Below are 18434 nucleotides of genomic sequence, written 5' to 3'. Positions count from 1 at the left end.
GTGCACGGAGGGTGACGGCAGCCCGTCGCGGGGCCGCCGTCGTCACGTGACGGGAACTCAGGCGTGCACCAGCGGCGTGTCCACCAGGTGCTCGGCCACGAACCACGCCTGGAGTTCGTTGGTGCGCACGACGTCGGAGACGAGGAGGTCGTTGGTGCCGTCGTCGCCCATCTCCTGGGTGCGCGCGGCCGCGTCGTGGCAGTCGGCCAGGATCAGCTCGTGCGCCTCCAGCAGCCGCGACAGCATCGCCGGCACCTCCTCGACGCCGTCCGGGGGACGCGGCACGGTGGTGATCTCGGCGACGTGCCGGGGATCGCCGATGGCGACGCCGCCGAGCGTCTGGACGCGCTCGGCGACCGTGTCGATCAGCTCCAGCTGCTCGCCGGCGTGCTTGTCCAGCAGCAGGTGCAGTTGGTAGAACGTCGCCCCGCGCATCAGCCAGTGGTACTTCTTGTACAGGTCGTGCAGGATCCGGGTGTCCGCCAGCACCTTGTTCAGCCGCTGGCAGGAGTAGAGCCGGGTGTCCATGGTCAGCGCCACGGGGAACTGCTTGACGGTGCCGAACTCCTGGATGGTGCGGCCCTTCTGGTGCAGCCAGGGCTGGCTGCCGTCGGACCTGTGCTCCACGGACGACGACTTCGGGTTGCTCACGCCTGGTTCCCTTCCGGAGGACTGAAGACTGCGCCGGCGCGGTGCGACCGGCCCCGGCCCCCAGGCGACAGTCGACCAGCCGTCCGCCGCGCCCGCAAACGCTGGGGGGTTGTCCGGTCGTCCGGCCGCCGCTTAGGGTCTGCCCGAGTGAAAGCGCTTTCTAGCGGCGTACGGGCCCGTCGTGCGCCGGCGTCCCAGGAGGACCGCATGTCCCCACGTCCCGCCCGCCGCCGCGTCGCCGTGGTCGGCACCGGTGCCATCGTCACCGGCGGTCACCTGCCCGCCCTGAGAGCCCACGCCGACCGGACGGAACTGGTCGCGGCCGTCGACGTGGACCGGACGCGGCTCGACGCCTTCCGGGCCGAGGCGGGCGGGGACGTCGCCGGGTACACGTCGGTGGACGACATGCTGGACGCCGTACGGCCCGACCTGGTCCTGATCGGCACGCCGCCGTCCCTGCACCGGGAGCAGGCGGTGGCCGCGCTCAAGGCGGGAGCCTGGGTGCTCTGCGAGAAGCCGCTGTGCCTGTCGCCGGCCGAGTACGACGACATCGCGTCGGCCGAGGAGGCGTCGGGGGCGTACGCGTCCGTCGTCTTCCAGCACCGGTACGGCTCGGGCGCCGCCCACGCCCGCGGCCTGATCGCGGGCGGCGAGCTGGGCGCCCCGCTGGTCGCCCACTGCCAGACCACCTGGTACCGCGACGCCGCCTACTACGCCGCGCCCTGGCGAGGACGGTGGTCCACCGAGGGCGGCGGTCCGACCATGGGCCACGGCATCCACCAGTACGACCTGCTGCTGCACCTGCTCGGCCCCTGGGCGGAGGTGCGGGCCATGGCGTCCCGCCTGGTCCACGACACCGAGAGCGAGGACGTCTCCACCGCCCTGGTGCGGTTCGAGAGCGGCGCCCTCGCCACCGTCGTCAACAGCGTGCTCTCCCCGCACGAGGTGAGCCGCGTCCGCGTCGACTGCGCCGACGCCACGGTCGAGCTGACCCACCTGTACGGGCACCGCAACGACGACTGGACCTACACCCCGGCCCGGCACGTCGACCCCGAACGCGCCGCCGCCTGGCGCACCCCGGCGACGGACGTGCCCAGCTCCCACACGGCGCAGCTCGGCGCCGTGCTGGACGCCTGGGACAGGGGCGAGCGACCGCCCGGCAGCGGCGCGGAGGCCCGCGCCACGCTGGAGTTCGCCGCCGCCCTCTACAAGGCGGCGTTCACCGGACGGCCGGTCCTCGCCGGCGAGATCGCGCCCGGCGACCCCTTCCACGCGGCCATGCACGGCGACCACCCCGACTGGGCCCCGAAGGAGCGCGCATGAGCACCCTCCGCGTCACCCACACCCACGGCGACCACATCGCCGTCACCGCCGCCGGCGGCACCGAGATCCTCCGCTACGTCTACCGACCCGACCCCGAGGCCTTCGAGTCCCGCAAGCCCTACGCCCACCCGGTGCGCACCCTCGCCGGACGCACGGTGACCGGCTACCGCCCCAGCGACCACCGCTGGCACAAGGGCGTGCAGATGACGGCCAGTCACCTGTCGGGCCAGAACTTCTGGGGCGGCAACTGCTACGTCCACGGCGAGGGCTACCGGCCGCTGCCCGAGCGCATCGGATCGATGCGGCACGACGGCTTCGCCGGCCTCACGGTCGAGGACGACCGGTTCGCGCTCACCGAACACCTCACCTGGATCGAGAACGGCGGCGCCGAGTGGGCCCGCGAGGAGCGCGGCCTGACCCTCCACTCGGTCGACGAGGAGGCCGGCGCCTGGGCCCTGGACTGGACGATCCGCCTCACCAACACCCGCGCGGAAGCACTGGCGTTCGGCTCCCCGACCACCGCCGGCCGCGAGCTGGCCGGCTACACCGGCCTCCAGTGGCGCGGCCCCCGCGACTTCACCGGCGGCACCGTCTTCGCGCCGGACACCGAAGCGGACGCCGCCGGACTGATGGGTACCCAGAGCCCCTGGCTCGCCTTCACCACCGAGCACGACGACGTCGACGCCCACTCCACGCTCGTCTTCGCGCACGCGCCCGAGAACCTCGACCAGGAGCGGGCGATCCACCCCTCGCACTGGTTCGTGCGCGCCGACCCCGTCCCGACCGTGGCGTTCTCCTGGGCGTTCTTCGAGGAGTTCGAGCTGCCTGAGGGCGAGTCCTTCGCCTACCGCTACCGCATCGTGGTCGCCGACGGCGCCTGGGACCGCGACCGGGTCGGCACTCACCTGGACACACTGGTGTGGTGAGCGCCCCGGGTCCCGGCCCACCCACGCCCTTCCCGGTGCCGTCGGCCTGTCCCGCCTGAGCTCGGTCGCCTGGTTCACGTCGGGACCGCGCACCGCATGGGCGGGAGTTGAGAGGTGGACGGGACGGGGCTGGCGGTTGTTCACTTCCCGATCCCTTGCCGGGCCGAAGAGTTAAGGGCCCATTAGGGCGGCGGAAGTGTGAAGGGGTGGTTCAAATGCGCATCATCTTGACATGAACCTGCGGCCCGAGGGGCGGGCCGCAGCCTCATGGAGGTGTGGGATGCACCGCAGACTCGCCACCGGACTCGCCGCCACGGCCCTGTCCGTGACCACCGTCTTCGCGACCGCCGCGACGGCCGACGCCGCTCCCGCCGACAAGCCGCGGGTGCTCGCGAGCTGGACGCAGACCAGCGCGTCGAGCTACAACGCCTGGGCCGCCGCGCGGGCGAACCAGTCCGCCTGGGCCGCCTACGGGTTCGACTGGACCACCGACTACTGCTCCTCGTCGCCGGACAACCCGTTCGGCTTCCCCTTCAGCAGCTCCTGCGCGCGGCACGACTTCGGCTACCGCAACTACAAGGACGCCGGCACCTTCAGCGCCAACAAGTCCCGCCTCGACAGCGCCTTCTACGAGGACCTCAAGCGAGTCTGCGCCCGCTACGGGGGCGCCACCAAGGCCGCCTGCAACAGCACGGCGTGGACGTACTACCAGGCCGTGCGGGCCTTCGGCTGACGCAGCCGTTCACCGGTCCGCGCGGGACGGTGCTCGCGGTGGTGAGTAGACCGACCGCAGGCCCGGCACCGGGGAGGCCGCCGTTGCCGCCAGGGCGGCGGCCGCCCCGGCGATGCCCAGCACGGCGCCCGCGGCCACGTCGCCGGGATAGTGCACGCCGGTGTGGACCCGGGAGTAGGCGACGGCGCCCGCCAGCGCGCCGAGCGGCACGGCCGCCTCGGGCAGGACCACGCCGACCGCCGTGGCGAACGCGACCGCGGAAGCCGTGTGACCGGACGGGAAGGACGCCGACACGGGCATCGGCACGTACCGGTCGACCGTCACCCGTGCCGCCTCCCGGTCCGGCCGCGCCCTGCGCACCAGACGCTTGCCCAGCAGGTTCGCGGCGGCCGACGTCACGGCGACCGCGGCGAGCCCGACGAGGGCGGCCCGCCGGGGACGCGCACCGGCCGGCGCGAGCGCGGCGGCGATCCCGAGTGAGATCTTCGAATGGTCGGCCGCGCGGGACAGCCGGCGCAGCGCATGGTCGAGCGTGGGGGTGGACGTGGCCGCCACCGCCGCGTACAGCGCGCCGTCCACGGCACGCAGATCACCGAGTACGGCGTCGAGAGCCCGGCGGCGGGAACGGTCGGGCACCGGGGCGGGCGCGAGCGGGCCACTGGTGTCCCCGTCGGCGTTGGTCGGTTCGGTCATGGGCTCCTGCTCCGCGGGGCGAGGGGACGGCCTGGGCGAGGGCGAGGGGCGCCCGGTCCGTCGGCGTACCAGCCTGTCCCGTTCCCGCGCGCACGGCGCGCCGACGGGCCCCGTTCGGGGGAGCGCGGGTGCGGACTGCGGGCGACGCGGGTCCGGGCGGTCGTTCCTCCGGCGCCGCATCTGTCTCTGGGTGTGTGGCCCGGTGAAGGGTCGGGAGCAGCGGGGTGAGGCGCAGACGTCGAGGCCGGGCCCGGCCGGCCCGGGACGGAGGCAGGGAGCCGCCGTCGGGTGACAGGGTGCCTTGCACGGAAGTGCGCGGTCCGGCCCAGGCGACGTACGCGGGGCCCGCGGGAGGTCACACCCCGCCCCGTTCCCGCCCGTACCCGCGAGAGCCGTCGGCCGGCCCGCGAGAGCCGTCGGCCGGCCCGTGAGGGGCCGGCCGACGGCTCGCTCGGCGCGGAGCGGTTCAGCTCGCGGCCTTGAAGCCCCGTAGCCGCAGCGAGTTGCCCACGACGAAGACCGAGGAGAAGGCCATGGCCGCTCCGGCGATCATCGGGTTGAGCAGCCCGGCCGCGGCGAGCGGCAGGGCGGCGACGTTGTAGGCGAAGGCCCAGAACAGGTTGGACTTGATGGTGCCCAGCGTCTTGCGGGCCAGCCGGATCGCGTCGGCGGCCGCCCGCAGGTCGCCGCGGACCAGGGTGAGGTCGCCGGCCTCGATGGCGGCGTCGGTGCCGGTGCCCATGGCCAGCCCCAGGTCGGCCTGGGCGAGCGCGGCGGCGTCGTTGACGCCGTCCCCGACCATCGCCACCGAACGGCCCTCGTCCTGGAGGCGCTTGACGACGTCGACCTTGTCCTCGGGCATGACCTCGGCCACGACGTGCTCGGGAGCGATGCCGACCTCCGCGGCCACCGACTCGGCGACGGCCCGGTTGTCGCCGGTGAGGAGCATCGGGGTCAGGCCCAGGGCGCGCAGCCGGCCGATGGCCTGGGCGCTGGTGTCCTTGACCGCGTCGGCGACCTCCAGGACCGCCCTGGCCTCGCCGTCCCAGGCGACGGCGATCGCGGTACGGCCCGCCGCCTCGGCCTCGGCCTTGGTGCGGGCCAGATCGGCGGGCAGCTCCATGGCCCACTCGGCGAGCAGCTTCTCGCGGCCCACGAGGACGGCGTGGCCGTCGACGACGCCCTGCACACCGAGCCCCGGGACGCCTGCGAAGTCCTCGGGCGCGGGCAGCGTGCCCAGCTTCTCCCATGCTCCGTCGGCGACGGCGCGGGCGATCGGGTGCTCGGAGGCGTGCTCCAGGGCGCCCGCCAGCCGGAGCACGTCGCCCTCGTCGGTGCCGTCGGCGGTGTGCACGGCGAGCAGCGTCATGCGGCCGGTGGTGACGGTGCCGGTCTTGTCGAGGACGATGGTGTCGACCTTGCGGGTGGACTCCAGCACCTCGGGGCCCTTGATGAGGATGCCGAGCTGGGCGCCGCGCCCGGTGCCGACCATCAGCGCGGTCGGCGTGGCCAGGCCCAGGGCGCAGGGGCAGGCGATGATCAGGACCGCGACGGCGGCGGTGAACGCGGCCGTCAGCCCGGAGCCGTTGCCGATCCAGAAGCCGAGGGTGGCCAGCGCGAGGGCGATGACGACGGGCACGAAGACGCCGGAGATGCGGTCGGCGAGCCGCTGGGCGGCGGCCTTGCCGTTCTGCGCGTCCTCCACCAGCTTCGCCATCCGCGCCAACTGGGTGTCCGCGCCGACCCGCGTCGCCTCGACGACCAGCCGGCCGCCCGCGTTCACGGTCGCACCGGTGACCGCGTCACCGACGCCGACCTCCACCGGCACCGACTCACCGGTGAGCATCGACGCGTCGATGGCCGAGGCGCCCTCGACGACCGTGCCGTCGGTCGCGATCTTCTCGCCGGGCCGGACCAGGAAACGGTCCCCGACCCTCAGCTCGGCGACCGGGATCTGCTCCTCGGCGCCGCCCCGCAGTACGGTCACGTCCTTGGCGCCCAGCTCCAGCAGGGCCTTCAGCGCGGCCCCCGCCTTGCGCTTGGAACGGGCCTCGAAGTAGCGGCCGGCCAGGATGAAGGCCGTGACTCCGGCCGCGGCCTCGAGATAGATGTTCCCGGCGCCGTCGCTGCGGGCGATGGTCAGCTCGAAGGGGTGCGTCATGCCGGGCGTGCCCGCGGTGCCGAAGAACAGCGCCCACAGCGACCACAGGAACGCCGCCGACGTCCCCACCGAGATCAGCGTGTCCATGGTGGCCGCGCCGTGCCGGGCGTTGGTGAAGGCGGCCTTGTGGAAGGGCCAGGCCGCGTAGGTCACGACCGGTGCCGCCAACGTGAGGGACAACCACTGCCAGTACTCGAACTGAAGCGCCGGCACCATCGCCATCGCGATGACGGGGACGGCCAGCACCACGGCGGTGACCAGCCGCTCCCTCAGCGGCCGCAACTCGTCGGCGGCCTCGGCGCTCTCCGGGCCGGACTCCGACTCGGTGCCCACCGGCTCGGGCTCGCGGGCCGTGTAACCGGTCGCCTCGACCGTGGCGATCAGCTCGGGGACGGACACGTCAGCGCCGTAGCTGACCTTGGCCTTCTCCGTCGCGTAGTTGACGGTCGCGGTGACCCCCTCCATCCGGTTCAGCTTCTTCTCGATCCGGGCGGCGCACGAGGCGCAGGTCATGCCGCCGATGGCGAGTTCTACCTCGGTCGGTGCGCCGGTCGTACTGGTGGTCATGGCTGCTCCTGATGCGGGTCGTCGGCCGGGACCCGGTGCTGCGGGTCCCGGCGGTGCGGCGGGGGAGTGCGGGGGTGGTCAGACGCGGCCGGTCAGCTCGTAACCGGCCTCGTCGACGACCTCGGCGATCGCGGCGTCGTCCGGCCGGCCGGTCGCGGTGACGGTGACCCGGCCGGTGTCGACCTGGACGTCGACACCGGTGACACCGTCCAGCTCACCGATCACCCGGGTGAGCGTCGCCTTGCAGTGACCGCAGCTCATGCCGGCGACGGCGTAGGTGGTGCTGACGGGCGGGGTGGCGGGGGTGGTGACGGTCGAGGTCATGTCTTCCTCCGAACGTGCGATGCGGGATGAATACGGGCCGGGGGTATCCCTGCCGATCTCATGTATACCCCCAGGGGGTACTGAACGCAAGCGTCGGTCGCCACTTGACTCGGTACCCCCTAGGGGTATGGTGAAGTGCATGTAGAGGTCTCCCGTGAGCCGGAGACCCGGAACCTCGAGGAGACGACCGCCATGAACACCGGACTGAGGGTCACCGCGTTCACCGCCGCACTGGCCGCCGCCTTCGGCACCGCCTACGGCGTCGGCACGACGGTCGAACCGGTCGTCGCCGAGAGCCCGCCCGCGCCGCACGACGAGCACAGCCGGCCCTCGCCCGAACCCGAGGAGAACGGCGGACACGGGGAGCACGAGACGGCACCGGCCGGCGGACTGCGGATCTCCGAGAAGGGTTACACCCTCGACCTGGCCACCCCGCGCGTCACCGCCGGCGAGCGCACCGAGCTGCGCTTCACCGTCCGGGACGCGAGCGGCGACGCCGTCACCGCGTACCAGCGCGAGCACGACAAGGAACTGCACCTCATCGTGGCCTCACGCGACCTGGTCACCTACCGCCACCTGCACCCCACCCGAGCCGCGGACGGCACCTGGAGCACCCCCGTCGACCTGCCCGGCGCGGGCGGCTACCGCGTCTTCGCCGACTTCACCCCGGCGAAGAAGGGCGCGGAGAACCTCACGCTCGGCGCCGACCTCGCCGCTTTTGGCCGCTACGAGCCCGCGCCCCTGCCGGCCCCGAACAGCACGGCCACGACCGGCGGTTACCAGGTCGAGCTCGCCGGCTCCCTGAGCCCCGGGCGTCCGAGCGAACTGAGGCTGAAGGTCTCCCGCGACGGCGAACCCGTCACCGACCTCCAGCCCTACCTCGGCGCCTATGGCCACCTGGTCGCCCTGCGCTCCGGCGACCTCGCGTACCTCCACGTCCACCCGAACGGCGAACCCGGCGACGGCACCACCAGTCCCGGCCCGGAGATCTCCTTCACGGCCACCGCCCCAACCGCCGGCACCTACCGTCTCTTCCTGGATTTCCGGCACCAGGGCGAGGTCCACACCGCGGCGTTCACCGTACGGGCCGGATCGGCACCGGCCGCACAGGACCCGGCCCCGGCCACCACGCCGGAACACACCGACGGGCACGGCCACTGACGCCCGACTCCCTCGGGCACCCTCAGGCGGCCATGCTTCCCGCCGGACGGCAGTCGCCCTCGTCAGGCCAGCACGACCCGGACCCCGCTCTCCTCGAACCGCCGCACCAGGTCCGGATCGGCCGACCCGTCCGTGACCAGCGTGTCCACCGACTCGGTCGCGCAGATCCGGGCGAAGGCCCGCCGGCCCAGCTTGCTGGAGTCGGCGGCGACGACCACGCGCTCGGCGCGCTCGCACAGCAGCCGGTTGATCGCCGCCTCCGCCTCGTCGTGGGCCGCGGCGCCGTGCGCGACGTCGAAGGCGACGACTCCCAGTACCGCCACGTCGACCGTCACCTGGCCCAGCACTCCGTCCGCGAGCGGCCCGATCAGCTCGTACGACTGAGCCCGAGCCACCCCGCCCGTCACCACGATTTTGAACTGCGGCCGGACCGCCAGCTCGTTGGCGATGTTGAGCGCGTTGGTGACCACGGTCAGCGCCGGCGTGCCCGAGGCCAGGTCCGCGCGCACGGCCAGCGCGCGCGCCACCTCGGTGGTGGTCGTGCCCCCGGTCAGCCCCACCGCCTCGCCCGGCGCGACCAGGGCGGCGACCGCCTGGGCGACGCGCTGCTTCTCGGAGGCGTTGCGGGCCGTCTTGTACCGCAGCGGCAGTTCGTACGACACCCCGTGCACGACCGCGCCACCGCGGGTGCGCACCAGCATCTGCTGTTCCGCCAGCCGGTCGAAGTCGCGGCGGATCGTCGCGGCCGAGACCGTCAGCTCGGCCGCCGCCTCCTCGACGTCCAGCCGGCCGCGCTCGACGAGCAGTTCCAGCAGCGCCTTCCAGCGGGCGTCGCGCGACATCCGCGCCTCCGTTCCTCGATCTCCCGCCGACCCTAGCGCACCGCACACTTCCTCAAGATTGCTTGATTGTGCTCGAAAGATGGCTATATCTTGCAGGAACAATCAGACCGCTCGGTGATCGGGGAGTGTGCGGCATGACGTATGTCGAAGACGAGCTCAACAGCCAGCCCGAGTGCTGGACACGCGCCGCCGCCGAGGCGGCACGGCACGCGGCGGCGCTCCCGGCGGCGGGGGAGCGGGTGGCGATCGTCGGCTGCGGGACCTCGTACTTCATGGCCCAGTCGGTGGCGGCGCTGCGCGAGGACGCGGGCCGGGGCGAGACCGACGCGTTCGCCGCCTCCGAGTTCCCGCGGGGCCGCGCGTACGACCGGGTCGTCGCCCTCACCCGCTCCGGTACCACCACCGAAGTACTGGAACTGCTCGCCGGGTTGAAGGGCCGCACCCGGACCGTCGCGCTCACCGCCGACCCGGCCACGCCGGTCATGACGGCCGCCGACGACGTGGTCGTGCTCGACTTCGCCGACGAACGGTCCGTCGTGCAGACCCGGTTCGCGACCACCGCCCTGACCCTGCTCCGCGCCCACCTGGGCCTGCACACGGACACGGTCGTCACCGACGCCCGCACCGCCCTGGCGGCCGAACTGCCCGAAGGACTCGTCGAGCGCACCCAGTTCACCTTCCTCGGCCGGGGCTGGACCGTCGGACTGGCCAACGAGGCCGGCCTGAAGATGCGCGAGGCCTCCCTGTCCTGGACCGAGGCATACCCGGCGATGGAGTACCGACACGGCCCCATCAGCATCAGCACCGCGGGCACGGCCACCTGGATGTTCGGCGAGGCGCCCGAGGGGCTGGCCGGACAGGTCCGGGACACCGGCGCGATGTGGGTGCCCGGTGACCTCGACCCGCTCGCCGAACTGGTCCGCGCCCAGCGGCTCGCCGTCGCCGTCGCCGCCTCCCGCGGCCTCGACCCGGACCGACCCCGCCACCTCACCCGCTCGGTGATCCTCGCCCCCTGACGTCCGCCCCGACACCCGCTCGGAAGAGAGAGACCGTGCCCCTCGTCAAGACCGGCGACCTGGTGGGCCGTGCCGCAGCCGCACGCTCCGCCGTCGCCGCCTTCAACGTCATCACCCTGGAGCACGTCGAGGCCGTCATAGCGGGCGCCGAGGCCGTGCGCTCGCCCGTCGTCCTCCAGGTCAGCGAGAACGCCGTGAAGTACCGCTACGGCCGCCTGCTGCCGCTGGCCCGCGCGGCCGTGGCCGCCGCCGAGGGCGCCGCCGTGCCCGTCGCCCTGCACCTCGACCACGTCCAGAGCGACGGCCTGCTGCGCCAGGCCCCGGACGCCGGGTTCAGCTCCGTGATGTACGACGCCTCCCGGCTGCCGTACGCGGAGAATCTCGCGGCGACCCGGGCCGCCGCAGACTGGGCGCACGCCCGGGGACTGTGGATCGAGGCGGAGCTGGGAGAGGTCGGCGGCAAGAACGGCGCACCGCCGCTCGACGCCCACGCACCCGGCGCCCGCACCGACCCCGCCGAGGCGCGGGCCTTCGTCGCCGACTCCGGCGTGGACGCCCTGGCCGTGGCCGTCGGCAGTTCCCACGCGATGACGACGCGCACCGCCACCCTCGACCACGACCTGCTCAAGGCCCTGTCCGGCGCCCTGGACGTGCCGCTCGTCCTGCACGGCTCCTCGGGGGTCCCGGACGGCGAACTCGCCACGGCCGTCGCCGGCGGCATCGCCAAGGTCAACGTCGGCACCGCGCTCAACCTCGCCATGACCGGCGCGATCCGGGAGTACCTGGCCGCCCGCCCCGAGGCGGCCGACTCCCGCGGCTACCTCACCGCGGGACGGGAGGCCATGGTGCGGACGGTGTCGACGCTCATCAGGGTGATCGCCCGTACTACGGGATGACCGCCCGCACTCCTTCCTGACCGCCCGCCGCCCTACCTGCTGACCGCCCGCCGTCCTACTTCCTGACCGCCCTGAGCACCACGAACTTGGGGTCGCTCGCGACCACTTCACTGTTGCCGAACAGCCGCCGCAACGCGACGTGGTAGCCCAGGTGCCGGTTGCCGACCACCCACAGCTCACCGCCGGGGCGCAGCACGCGCCGCGCCCCGGTGAACATCCGCCGGGCGGTGGCGTCGGTCGTCGCCTGGTGGGAGTGGAAGGGCGGGTTGTTCAGCACCAGGTCGACACTGCCGTCCGGCACCCCGGCCAGCCCGTCGCCCACCCGGAACTCGGCCCGCCCCGCCGCCCCGTTCGCCTCGCACGTCGCCCGCGCCGAGGCCACGGCCTGGAAGGACTCGTCGGTGAACAGCACCTCGGCGTCCGGGTCGGCCAGCGCCACCGCCGTACCGACCACGCCGTTGCCGCAGCCCAGGTCCACCACCCGCCGCAGACCGCCGGTGTCCGGAAGGTGCCCGAGGAAGAAGCGGGTGCCGATGTCGATCCGGTCCGCGCAGAAGACACCGGCGTGGTTGACGACGGTCCGCCCGGAGACCGGACCGACGTCGTCGGGGAGCCGGTAGCGCAGCGGCCAGGGGTTGGCGGGCCGCTTCAGCGAGAGGTCCGGCGTCGCGAGAATGAGCCGGGCCTTCCTCACGGCCAGCGAGGTACGGGTCGGCCCCACGATCCGCTCGAACAGCCGCAGCGTCGAGGTGTGGATCTCCTTCACCATCCCGGTGCCGACCACGACCGTGCCCTCGTGCAGCGCCGGCGCCAGCCGCAGCAGCTGGTCCTCCAGCAGCGCCAGACTCTTGGGCACCCGCACCAGCAGCACGTCGATCCGGTCCGGCGGCGTGTCCCGCGTGGTGAGCAGCCGTACGCCGTCCGGTTCGACGCCCGCCCGCGCCAGGTTGACGCGGGTCGCCTCCCGGGCGAGGTGGGAGTCGGTGATCTGCACCGGCCGGTGCGCGGCCAGTGCCGTCACCAGCGCGCCCCAGCGGTCGCCGACGACCACCACCGTGCCGGACAGCGGCACGTCCTGCTCCGCGAGGTGCCCGAGCAGGTACTCGTCGGAGGCGTCCCAGGCGCGGAGCCGGTCGCGAGGGTCCTCGGGGAAGCGGGTGAGCACATGCTCGCCCCATGGGGTCGTCATCTCGCCCCACGGGGTCGTCGTACGGTCGCTGCGGTCGTTCATCGTGCGTCCAGGCTAGCCGAGCCGCAGCTCAGGCCGTGTCGGGCAAGATGGAGGGCATGGAGGCCGAGCTGTTTCCCAGGGCACGCGCCGAGATCGCGCCCGGCGCCGTGCACGTCCCCGACTGGCTGGAACCCGCGCTCCAGCGTGAGCTGCTGTCCGCCTGCCGCGAGTGGGCCCGCCCGCCGGCCGGGCTGCGCACGGTCCGCACACCCGGCGGCGGAACCATGACCGCGAGGCAGGTCTGCCTCGGATGGCACTGGCACCCGTACGCGTACGCCCGCACCGTCGTCGACGGCGACGGCGCACCCGTGAAGCCCTTCCCCGCCCGGCTCGGCGAGCTCGCGCGCCGGGCGATCACCGACGTGCTGGACACCGAGGCGCTGGACATCGAGGCCCTGGGCGCCGACGCGGTGGCGGACGCGCCGTACGACATCGCGCTGATCAACTTCTACGACGCCGACGCCCGGATGGGCATGCACCGCGACGCCGACGAGGAGTCCGGCGCGCCCGTGGTCTCCCTGAGCCTCGGCGACACCTGTGTCTTCCGCTTCGGCAACCCGGATACCCGGACCCGCCCCTGGACCGACGTCGAGCTGCGCAGCGGCGACCTCTTCGTCTTCGGCGGGCCGTCCCGGCTCGCGTACCACGGGGTGCCGCGCGTGCACCCGGGCACCGCACCGCCAGAGTTGGGGCTCACCGGGCGGCTGAACATCACGCTCCGGGTCAGCGGGCTGTAGGGACCACGACAGGCGCGGATCATGGGAGACTCCCCCTCATGAGCGGCAAGGCGGACCCCCGGGCGGCGGGGGAAGGGACCACCTCGAGGACGCGGCTGGACCGGGGGCGCGGCGCGCTCGGACCCGCGTTGGAGCTCGTGCACACCGGACGCGCCCCCACCCGGGCCGTCCTCACCGCGGAACTCGGCGTGACCCGGGCCACCGCCGGCGCGGTCGCCGCCGAACTGGAGGCGCTCGGCCTGATTCGGGTCGACGCCCGGCCCGGCGCGGCCGCCGGCTCCCAGGGTCGGCCCTCGCACCGTCTCGCGGTCGCCGAGGACGGGCCGGTCGCCCTCGCCGCCCAGATCCACGCCGACGGGTTCCGCGCTGCCCTGGTCGGCCTCGGCGGGCGCATCGTCGCCACCGCCCCCGGCTGCGAGGTCGTGGACGCCGACCCGGCGAAGGTGCTCGGCTCCGTCGTCGAGGCGGGCGCGGAACTCCTGCGGGAGACCGGCCGGCGCTGCGTCGGCGCGGGACTCGCCGTGCCGTCCGCCGTGGCGGAGCCCGAGGGCCTGGCCCTCAACCCGCTCCACCTCGCCTGGCCCGCGGGCGCCCCCGTGCGCCGGATCTTCGCCGAACAGGTGCGCGCCGCCGGCCTCGACGGCCCCGCCTTCGCCGCCAACGACGTCAACCTCGCCGCGCTCGCCGAGCACCGGCACGGCGCCGGGCGCGGCGCCCGCGACCTGCTGTGCGTGGCCACCGGCCACCGGGGCGTCGGCGGCGCCCTCGTCCTCGACGGCCGCCTGCACAGCGGCAGTTCAGGCCTCGCCCTGGAGGTCGGCCACCTCACCGTCAACCCCGACGGCGGCCCCTGCCACTGCGGCAGCCGGGGCTGCCTGGACGTGGAGACCGACCCGCTGGCCTTCCTCACCGCGTCCGGCCGCGAGCCGGGACCGGAGGTCTCCCTGCTCCAGCAGTCGTACGACCTGATCCGCGGCCACTACGCCGACCCGGCCGTCCGCACCGCCACCGAGACCCTCATCGACCGCCTCGGCCTCGGCCTCGCCGGCCTGGTGAACATCCTCAACCCGGACCGCATCGTCCTGGGCGGACTCCACCGCGCGCTCCTCGACGCCGACCCCGAACGGCTGCGCGCCGTCGTCGCCGACCGCAGCCTGTGGGGCCAGAGCGGCGGCGTGCCCATCCTGCCCTGCGGCCTGGACCACAACAGCCTGGTCGGCGCCGCCGAACTGGCCTGGCAGCCGGTCCTGGACGACCCGCTGGGCGCGCTGTCCTGAGGACGGCGCCCGCCCTTCTCAGGCCGTCGGGCGGTCACCACCACTCGGCGCGTGGCTGAGGTCGACGACGCAGAAGATGTTGCCGTCCGGGTCGGCGAGGACGACGAAGTCCGGGTCGGGCGGGTACAGGTCCCAGTCGACGGCCCGCGCACCGAGACCGGTCAGCCGCCGCACCTCCGCCTGCTGCTCCTCGGCCGAGTCCACGAAGAGGTCCAGGTGGAGCCGGGGACGCGGCTCGGCCGGAGACTCGCTGTACAGCAGCCCGAGGGCCCGCCCGGAGCCGTCCGCGTGATCCAGCGTCCGCCAGGTCTCGCTCGTCCACTCCTCGGAGACGACCAGGTCCAGAGCCGCCGTCCAGAACTCCACGGCACGCGGCACGTCCGTGACGCCGATGACAGGGATGCCGAGTCTCAACATGGACCCGAGCCTAGGCGGTTGTCCCGTGGTACGGGATCATGACACGTACTGCGCGAGCCCGTGGCCCAGCGACCAGTCGGCGTCGGCGTTCTCCGTCAGGGTGACGAAGACGTTGCGGGGCTCGGTCCCGGCGTACGCCTCGGCGAGCTCGGCGATCCGCCGGTACAGCGCCTGCTTCCGCTCTGCCGTCCGCCCCGACCGCAGCGTGATCGCGACGAACACGATGCCCTCGTCCCGGTGGACGCCGAGGTAGTCGTCCTGGCGCAGAGTGCTGCGGGCGCCGTCGTGACCGGTCAGGACCTGGAAGCGGTCGTCGGGCGGGATGCCGAGCGTGTCGACCAGGGCGTCGTGGACGGCACGGCCGAGCGCGTCGAGGCGGTCGGTGCCGGTGTCGTGGGCGTCGATCCGGACGAAGGGCATGGTGGGTTCTCCCGTCGGATGAGGTGTTCCGCGTGGCCGGACATCAGCGCCACTCCACCGCGAACGCCCGTGCCGGATTCGTGACGAGTACGCGCCGCACCAGCTCCTCGCCCACGGCGAGCGCGAGCCGGGGCGCCGCCCGCCGCAGCAGGCAGGGCATCCCCGGGCCGCCGTTGACCGACCGGGCCGCGGCCGTCGTCGTGTCGCCGCCGAGCAGGATCCGGTCGGCGTGACCAGCCTCGGCGAGGCCCCGTACGGCCTGCGGCATCCGCCAGTCGGTGGCGTGGTGGGCCCGCGACGGCCCGTCGAAGGCCAGGTAGCATCCCCACTCGGCGTACTGGCGGTGCAGCACGGGGTCGGGGCAGCGGTTGAGGTGGCCGAGGACCACCCGGTGCGGCGGCACGCCCGACTCGCCGCACAGCAGCTCCAGTACGTCCATCCCGCCGGTGCCCAGTTCCAGGTGCACGGCGACGGGCGCCCCCGTCGCGTGGTGCGCCTCGGCCGCCGCCGTCATGGTCTTACTGCATGGCATGCATGGCAGGTCTCCTATAGCGCGGCGGGGGTGCAAGTCCGCCGGCCGGCAGGGGCGGTCGCGGGCGTGAGCAGGGCGAGCAGGCCCCGGACGGCCGCGTCGAAAGCGGCGGGAGAGCCGGACGCGCGGGCGAGAACGTAGCCGCCCTGGACTGTCGCGACGACGGCCGCCGCGGTCTCCTCCCCGTCCAGCGAGGGCGCGAACTCGCCCAGTTCCTTGCCCTCCTCGACGATCCCGGCGAGCTGCTCCCGCAGCCAGTCCAGCGTTTCGTCGACGGGCGCGCGCAAGGAGTCGTCGGCGATCACGTCCGGATCCATCGTGAGCCGACCGACCGGGCAGCCGCGCAACACGTCGCGTTCGCGCCGCAGATAGGCCTCGACGCGCTCGTACGGCGTGCCGGGGCCGGTCAGCACGGCCTCGGCGGTGGCCCGCATCGCCTCGGCGGTACGGCGGATCGCGGCCAGCGCGAGGTCGGGTTTGCCCTTGAAGTGGTGGTACATGCTGCCTTGGCCGGCGCCCGAGCGCTCCAGGATCGCCTTGGGACTGGTGCCCACGTAGCCGCGTTCCCACAGCAGCTCGCGGGTGGACTCGATCAGTCGTTCCGACGTGCTCATGCGAGCAGTATACATACTAGTAGTTACAGAAATGGCGAAGGGGGAGTGGCGGGGCGGGGAGTACGGGGGGCGGCCGGAGTACTTCCCGGGCGGTACGTGCACTGCCGCTGGCCGTACGACGCCACGGGCCCCCGACGGGGCGAGGCTCGGAAGCGACACGAAGGACACCGCGACCGAGGAGTTGGACGACATGCAGACCCTGGCACACTTCGCCGACGGCGGACCCGGACCCTGGATCCTGCTCTTCCCCCTGTTCTGGGCAGTGGTGATCGCCGGCGGTATCACGCTGCTGCGCCGCACCGTGTGGCGCGGCCGTCGCGGACCCGGCCGGCCGCCCACCGCCCCGGACGACTCGCCGATCACCGTTCTCGGCCACCGCTTCGCCTCCGGCGAGATCGACGAGGACGAGTACTGGCGCCGGCTGTCCGTATTGGACGAGCGGTTCGGCCGGACGGGGAAGGGCGGCGCGGCATGACCACGGCGACCGCCGTCCGGGGTGTCGAGGCCCGTCCCGGCGCCCCGGACGCGGCGGGCCCCGCCCGGCCCCGGTGAGCCGTGGGCCCGCGGCAGCGAAAGGTCACCGCCCGGTCAGCCGGCAACGGCCGACCGGGCGGGAGCGGGTTGGGGTCTGCCGACGTCGACCGCGTGCTCGACCTCCGCGAACGCGGCGGCCGGCACCTCCTCGACCAGACGCCGGGGCGGGCGTGCGGTGACCGGGGGAGCGGTGACCTGCGCGGCGGGTACGGCCGTCGGGAGCGTGAACCAGACGACCTTGCCGGACTCACCGTCCGGCCGGGCGCCCCAGCTCTCACTCATCGCGGCCACCATGGACAGCCCGCGCCCGCACGTCGCCAGCGGTGCGGCGTCGTCCACCACGGGCAGCCGCGGATCGTGGTCGCGCACGGAGACGGTGAGCCGGTCGAGGAGCAGCTCTATCTCCACGGTGCACGTCTTGTCGGGACGCGCGTGCAGGTGGACGTTGGTCAACAACTCCGTCACGCCGAGCGCGGCCCGGTCGATCAGGGAATCCATATGCCAGTAGCGCAATTGCGCAGATACGATTCTGCGGACCTGGCCGATCCGCGACGGCAGGGCTTGCAGCTCCACCGTGCAATGTCTGCTTGGGTGACTGATCACGGCTGCGACTCCCCGACTAGAGGTCCGGAAGAACACGGAGTTCGGATCCAGCAGGGCGCACGCGGCGCGCCGCCGCCTGCTGTCATGGCCGGCGGGCTGGTTCGCAGCGTTATCGCCGGTAAACCCAGAGTGACGTGAGACCAGCGTGACGCAAGGGGTGAGGCACCGCAACTTACGGACATCTCAAGCGCGTCGCCCGGCCGCCCTGCGCACCGCCTCGATGAAACGGCGGGCCGCGGGCGGACCCGGCTCACCCGGCGCGGGGTCCCGCTCGCCGAGCGTGAGCAGATACCGCTTGCCGTTGAGGTCGGCGAGGGCGCGGTCCTCGGGGGCGAACCAGGGCCGGGAGGCGCGCACCGCCTGTACCGGGGCGCTGTCGATCTCACTGCCGTAGCTGGTCAGCAACTCCACCCTGCCACCGCTGATCCGGACCGTCCCGGCCCGGGTGAGTGAACGCAGCCGCTTGCCGATCCGCACCCCCGTGGCCCTGAACTCCGGCTCCGCCATGCCGTCGCCCCCTCGTGCCCGTCGGTCGCCGGACCGTGCTCCTCGCTGGGCCCGGTACCGGCTCGTGTCGTGCTCCAGTGTGCGCCCGCGGCGGGAACCGCCGGGAATCCCGTCCCGCCCGCTGGCAGTCTGCCCGCACCGCGCGCCGAGCACCAGTACGCGCCGCCCCTTTCCGAAGGCGACCGGAGCACTCGCGCGAATGCGCCCCCGTCCGGCCGCCCCGACGCGCCCCAGCGGTGCCTTTGAGGCTCCCAAAGGTGTGTTTATGC

At 73.6% G+C, this 18434-nt stretch carries 20 protein-coding genes and 1 pseudogene; 9 read left to right on the top strand and 12 right to left on the bottom strand.

The annotated features are described in order from the left end of the window. Positions 1-57: 57 nt before the first annotated feature. A complete protein-coding gene (locus tag KUM03_RS18225; protein ID WP_217250110.1) occupies positions 58-651 on the bottom strand; it encodes a Dps family protein in 594 nt (197 codons plus the stop codon). 207 nt (positions 652-858) lie between these two features. Here KUM03_RS18225 and KUM03_RS18220 point away from each other — a divergent pair, with 207 nt between their 5' ends. From KUM03_RS18220 to KUM03_RS18210, 3 genes are all read left to right on the top strand, one after another. Continuing rightward, positions 859-1974, top strand: coding sequence for a Gfo/Idh/MocA family protein (locus tag KUM03_RS18220; RefSeq protein ID WP_217250109.1), 1116 nt, complete (start codon positions 859-861; stop codon positions 1972-1974). After that, positions 1971-2900: a PmoA family protein gene (locus KUM03_RS18215; protein ID WP_217250108.1), complete on the top strand. Its 930-nt coding sequence runs from the start codon at positions 1971-1973 to the stop codon at positions 2898-2900. The genes KUM03_RS18220 and KUM03_RS18215 overlap by 4 nt, the downstream gene beginning before the upstream one ends. Positions 2901-3180: 280 nt before the next feature. Further along, positions 3181-3633, top strand: a complete 453-nt coding sequence (locus KUM03_RS18210) for a phospholipase (RefSeq protein ID WP_217250107.1) — start codon at positions 3181-3183, stop codon at positions 3631-3633. 9 nt (positions 3634-3642) lie between these two features. Here KUM03_RS18210 and KUM03_RS18205 read toward each other — a convergent pair whose 3' ends face one another. The 3 genes from KUM03_RS18205 to KUM03_RS18195 all read right to left on the bottom strand — a co-directional run bounded on the left by KUM03_RS18205 (position 3643) and on the right by KUM03_RS18195 (position 7378). Then, a complete protein-coding gene (locus KUM03_RS18205; RefSeq protein ID WP_217250106.1) occupies positions 3643-4326 on the bottom strand; it encodes a phosphatase PAP2 family protein in 684 nt (227 codons plus the stop codon). 466 nt (positions 4327-4792) lie between these two features. Next, entirely contained in the window at positions 4793-7054 is a 2262-nt protein-coding gene (locus KUM03_RS18200) for a cation-translocating P-type ATPase (RefSeq protein ID WP_217250105.1), read from the bottom strand. A gap of 78 nt (positions 7055-7132) precedes the next feature. Next, the gene (locus KUM03_RS18195; protein ID WP_217250104.1) at positions 7133-7378 is read right to left on the bottom strand and encodes a heavy-metal-associated domain-containing protein; all 246 of its coding nucleotides are present in this window, start codon (positions 7376-7378) and stop codon (positions 7133-7135) included. Positions 7379-7570: 192 nt separating this feature from the next. Between KUM03_RS18195 and KUM03_RS18190 the strand changes: the two genes are divergently transcribed. Beyond that, positions 7571-8539: a hypothetical protein gene (locus KUM03_RS18190; protein ID WP_217250103.1), complete on the top strand. Its 969-nt coding sequence runs from the start codon at positions 7571-7573 to the stop codon at positions 8537-8539. 62 nt (positions 8540-8601) lie between these two features. Here KUM03_RS18190 and KUM03_RS18185 read toward each other — a convergent pair whose 3' ends face one another. Further along, positions 8602-9381: a DeoR/GlpR family DNA-binding transcription regulator gene (locus tag KUM03_RS18185; RefSeq protein WP_217250102.1), complete on the bottom strand. Its 780-nt coding sequence runs from the start codon at positions 9379-9381 to the stop codon at positions 8602-8604. A gap of 134 nt (positions 9382-9515) precedes the next feature. Here KUM03_RS18185 and KUM03_RS18180 point away from each other — a divergent pair, with 134 nt between their 5' ends. Then, on the top strand, positions 9516-10397 hold the full coding sequence (locus tag KUM03_RS18180; protein ID WP_217250101.1) for an SIS domain-containing protein: 882 nt from the start codon (positions 9516-9518) through the stop codon (positions 10395-10397). Between the two features lie 35 nt (positions 10398-10432). Beyond that, positions 10433-11293: a class II fructose-bisphosphate aldolase gene (locus tag KUM03_RS18175; RefSeq protein WP_217250100.1), complete on the top strand. Its 861-nt coding sequence runs from the start codon at positions 10433-10435 to the stop codon at positions 11291-11293. A gap of 55 nt (positions 11294-11348) precedes the next feature. Here KUM03_RS18175 and KUM03_RS18170 read toward each other — a convergent pair whose 3' ends face one another. Then, positions 11349-12482 (bottom strand): methyltransferase, encoded by a 1134-nt coding sequence (locus tag KUM03_RS18170; protein ID WP_217250598.1) that lies wholly within the window; start codon positions 12480-12482, stop codon positions 11349-11351. A 98-nt stretch (positions 12483-12580) separates the two neighbouring features. On the opposite strand from KUM03_RS18170, the gene KUM03_RS18165 reads away from it, so the two are divergent. Together KUM03_RS18165 and KUM03_RS18160 are read left to right on the top strand one after the other, a co-directional pair. Further along, a complete protein-coding gene (locus KUM03_RS18165) occupies positions 12581-13261 on the top strand; it encodes an alpha-ketoglutarate-dependent dioxygenase AlkB (protein ID WP_217250597.1) in 681 nt (226 codons plus the stop codon). Between the two features lie 38 nt (positions 13262-13299). Continuing rightward, positions 13300-14538 (top strand): ROK family protein, encoded by a 1239-nt coding sequence (locus KUM03_RS18160; RefSeq protein ID WP_217250098.1) that lies wholly within the window; start codon positions 13300-13302, stop codon positions 14536-14538. Between the two features lie 18 nt (positions 14539-14556). Here the strand turns inward: KUM03_RS18160 and KUM03_RS18155 are convergent, their stop codons facing one another. The 4 genes and pseudogenes from KUM03_RS18155 to KUM03_RS18140 all read right to left on the bottom strand — a co-directional run bounded on the left by KUM03_RS18155 (position 14557) and on the right by KUM03_RS18140 (position 16521). Next, on the bottom strand, positions 14557-14955 hold the full coding sequence (locus KUM03_RS18155) for a VOC family protein (protein ID WP_217250095.1): 399 nt from the start codon (positions 14953-14955) through the stop codon (positions 14557-14559). Between the two features lie 36 nt (positions 14956-14991). After that, positions 14992-15375, bottom strand: a complete 384-nt coding sequence (locus KUM03_RS18150; RefSeq protein ID WP_217250093.1) for a tautomerase family protein — start codon at positions 15373-15375, stop codon at positions 14992-14994. 43 nt (positions 15376-15418) lie between these two features. After that, a pseudogene (locus tag KUM03_RS18145) lies at positions 15419-15892 on the bottom strand (phosphotriesterase); the annotation flags it as partial. A 29-nt stretch (positions 15893-15921) separates the two neighbouring features. After that, positions 15922-16521, bottom strand: a complete 600-nt coding sequence (locus KUM03_RS18140; protein WP_254399488.1) for a TetR/AcrR family transcriptional regulator — start codon at positions 16519-16521, stop codon at positions 15922-15924. A gap of 190 nt (positions 16522-16711) precedes the next feature. Between KUM03_RS18140 and KUM03_RS18135 the strand changes: the two genes are divergently transcribed. Then, positions 16712-16996 carry an SHOCT domain-containing protein gene (locus tag KUM03_RS18135; RefSeq protein ID WP_217250090.1) on the top strand — a complete coding sequence of 95 codons (285 nt, stop codon included), beginning with the start codon at positions 16712-16714 and terminating at the stop codon, positions 16994-16996. A gap of 113 nt (positions 16997-17109) precedes the next feature. Here KUM03_RS18135 and KUM03_RS18130 read toward each other — a convergent pair whose 3' ends face one another. Both KUM03_RS18130 and KUM03_RS18125 read right to left on the bottom strand, forming a co-directional pair. Beyond that, positions 17110-17658: an ATP-binding protein gene (locus KUM03_RS18130; RefSeq protein WP_217250088.1), complete on the bottom strand. Its 549-nt coding sequence runs from the start codon at positions 17656-17658 to the stop codon at positions 17110-17112. Between the two features lie 183 nt (positions 17659-17841). After that, positions 17842-18165, bottom strand: a complete 324-nt coding sequence (locus KUM03_RS18125; protein WP_073731154.1) for a hypothetical protein — start codon at positions 18163-18165, stop codon at positions 17842-17844. Positions 18166-18434: the final 269 nt, after the last annotated feature.

The organism is Streptomyces sp. AC602_WCS936 (assembly GCF_019049125.1).
GTDB lineage: Bacteria > Actinomycetota > Actinomycetes > Streptomycetales > Streptomycetaceae > Streptomyces.
This window is presented reverse-complemented; position numbering and strand designations above follow the sequence as displayed.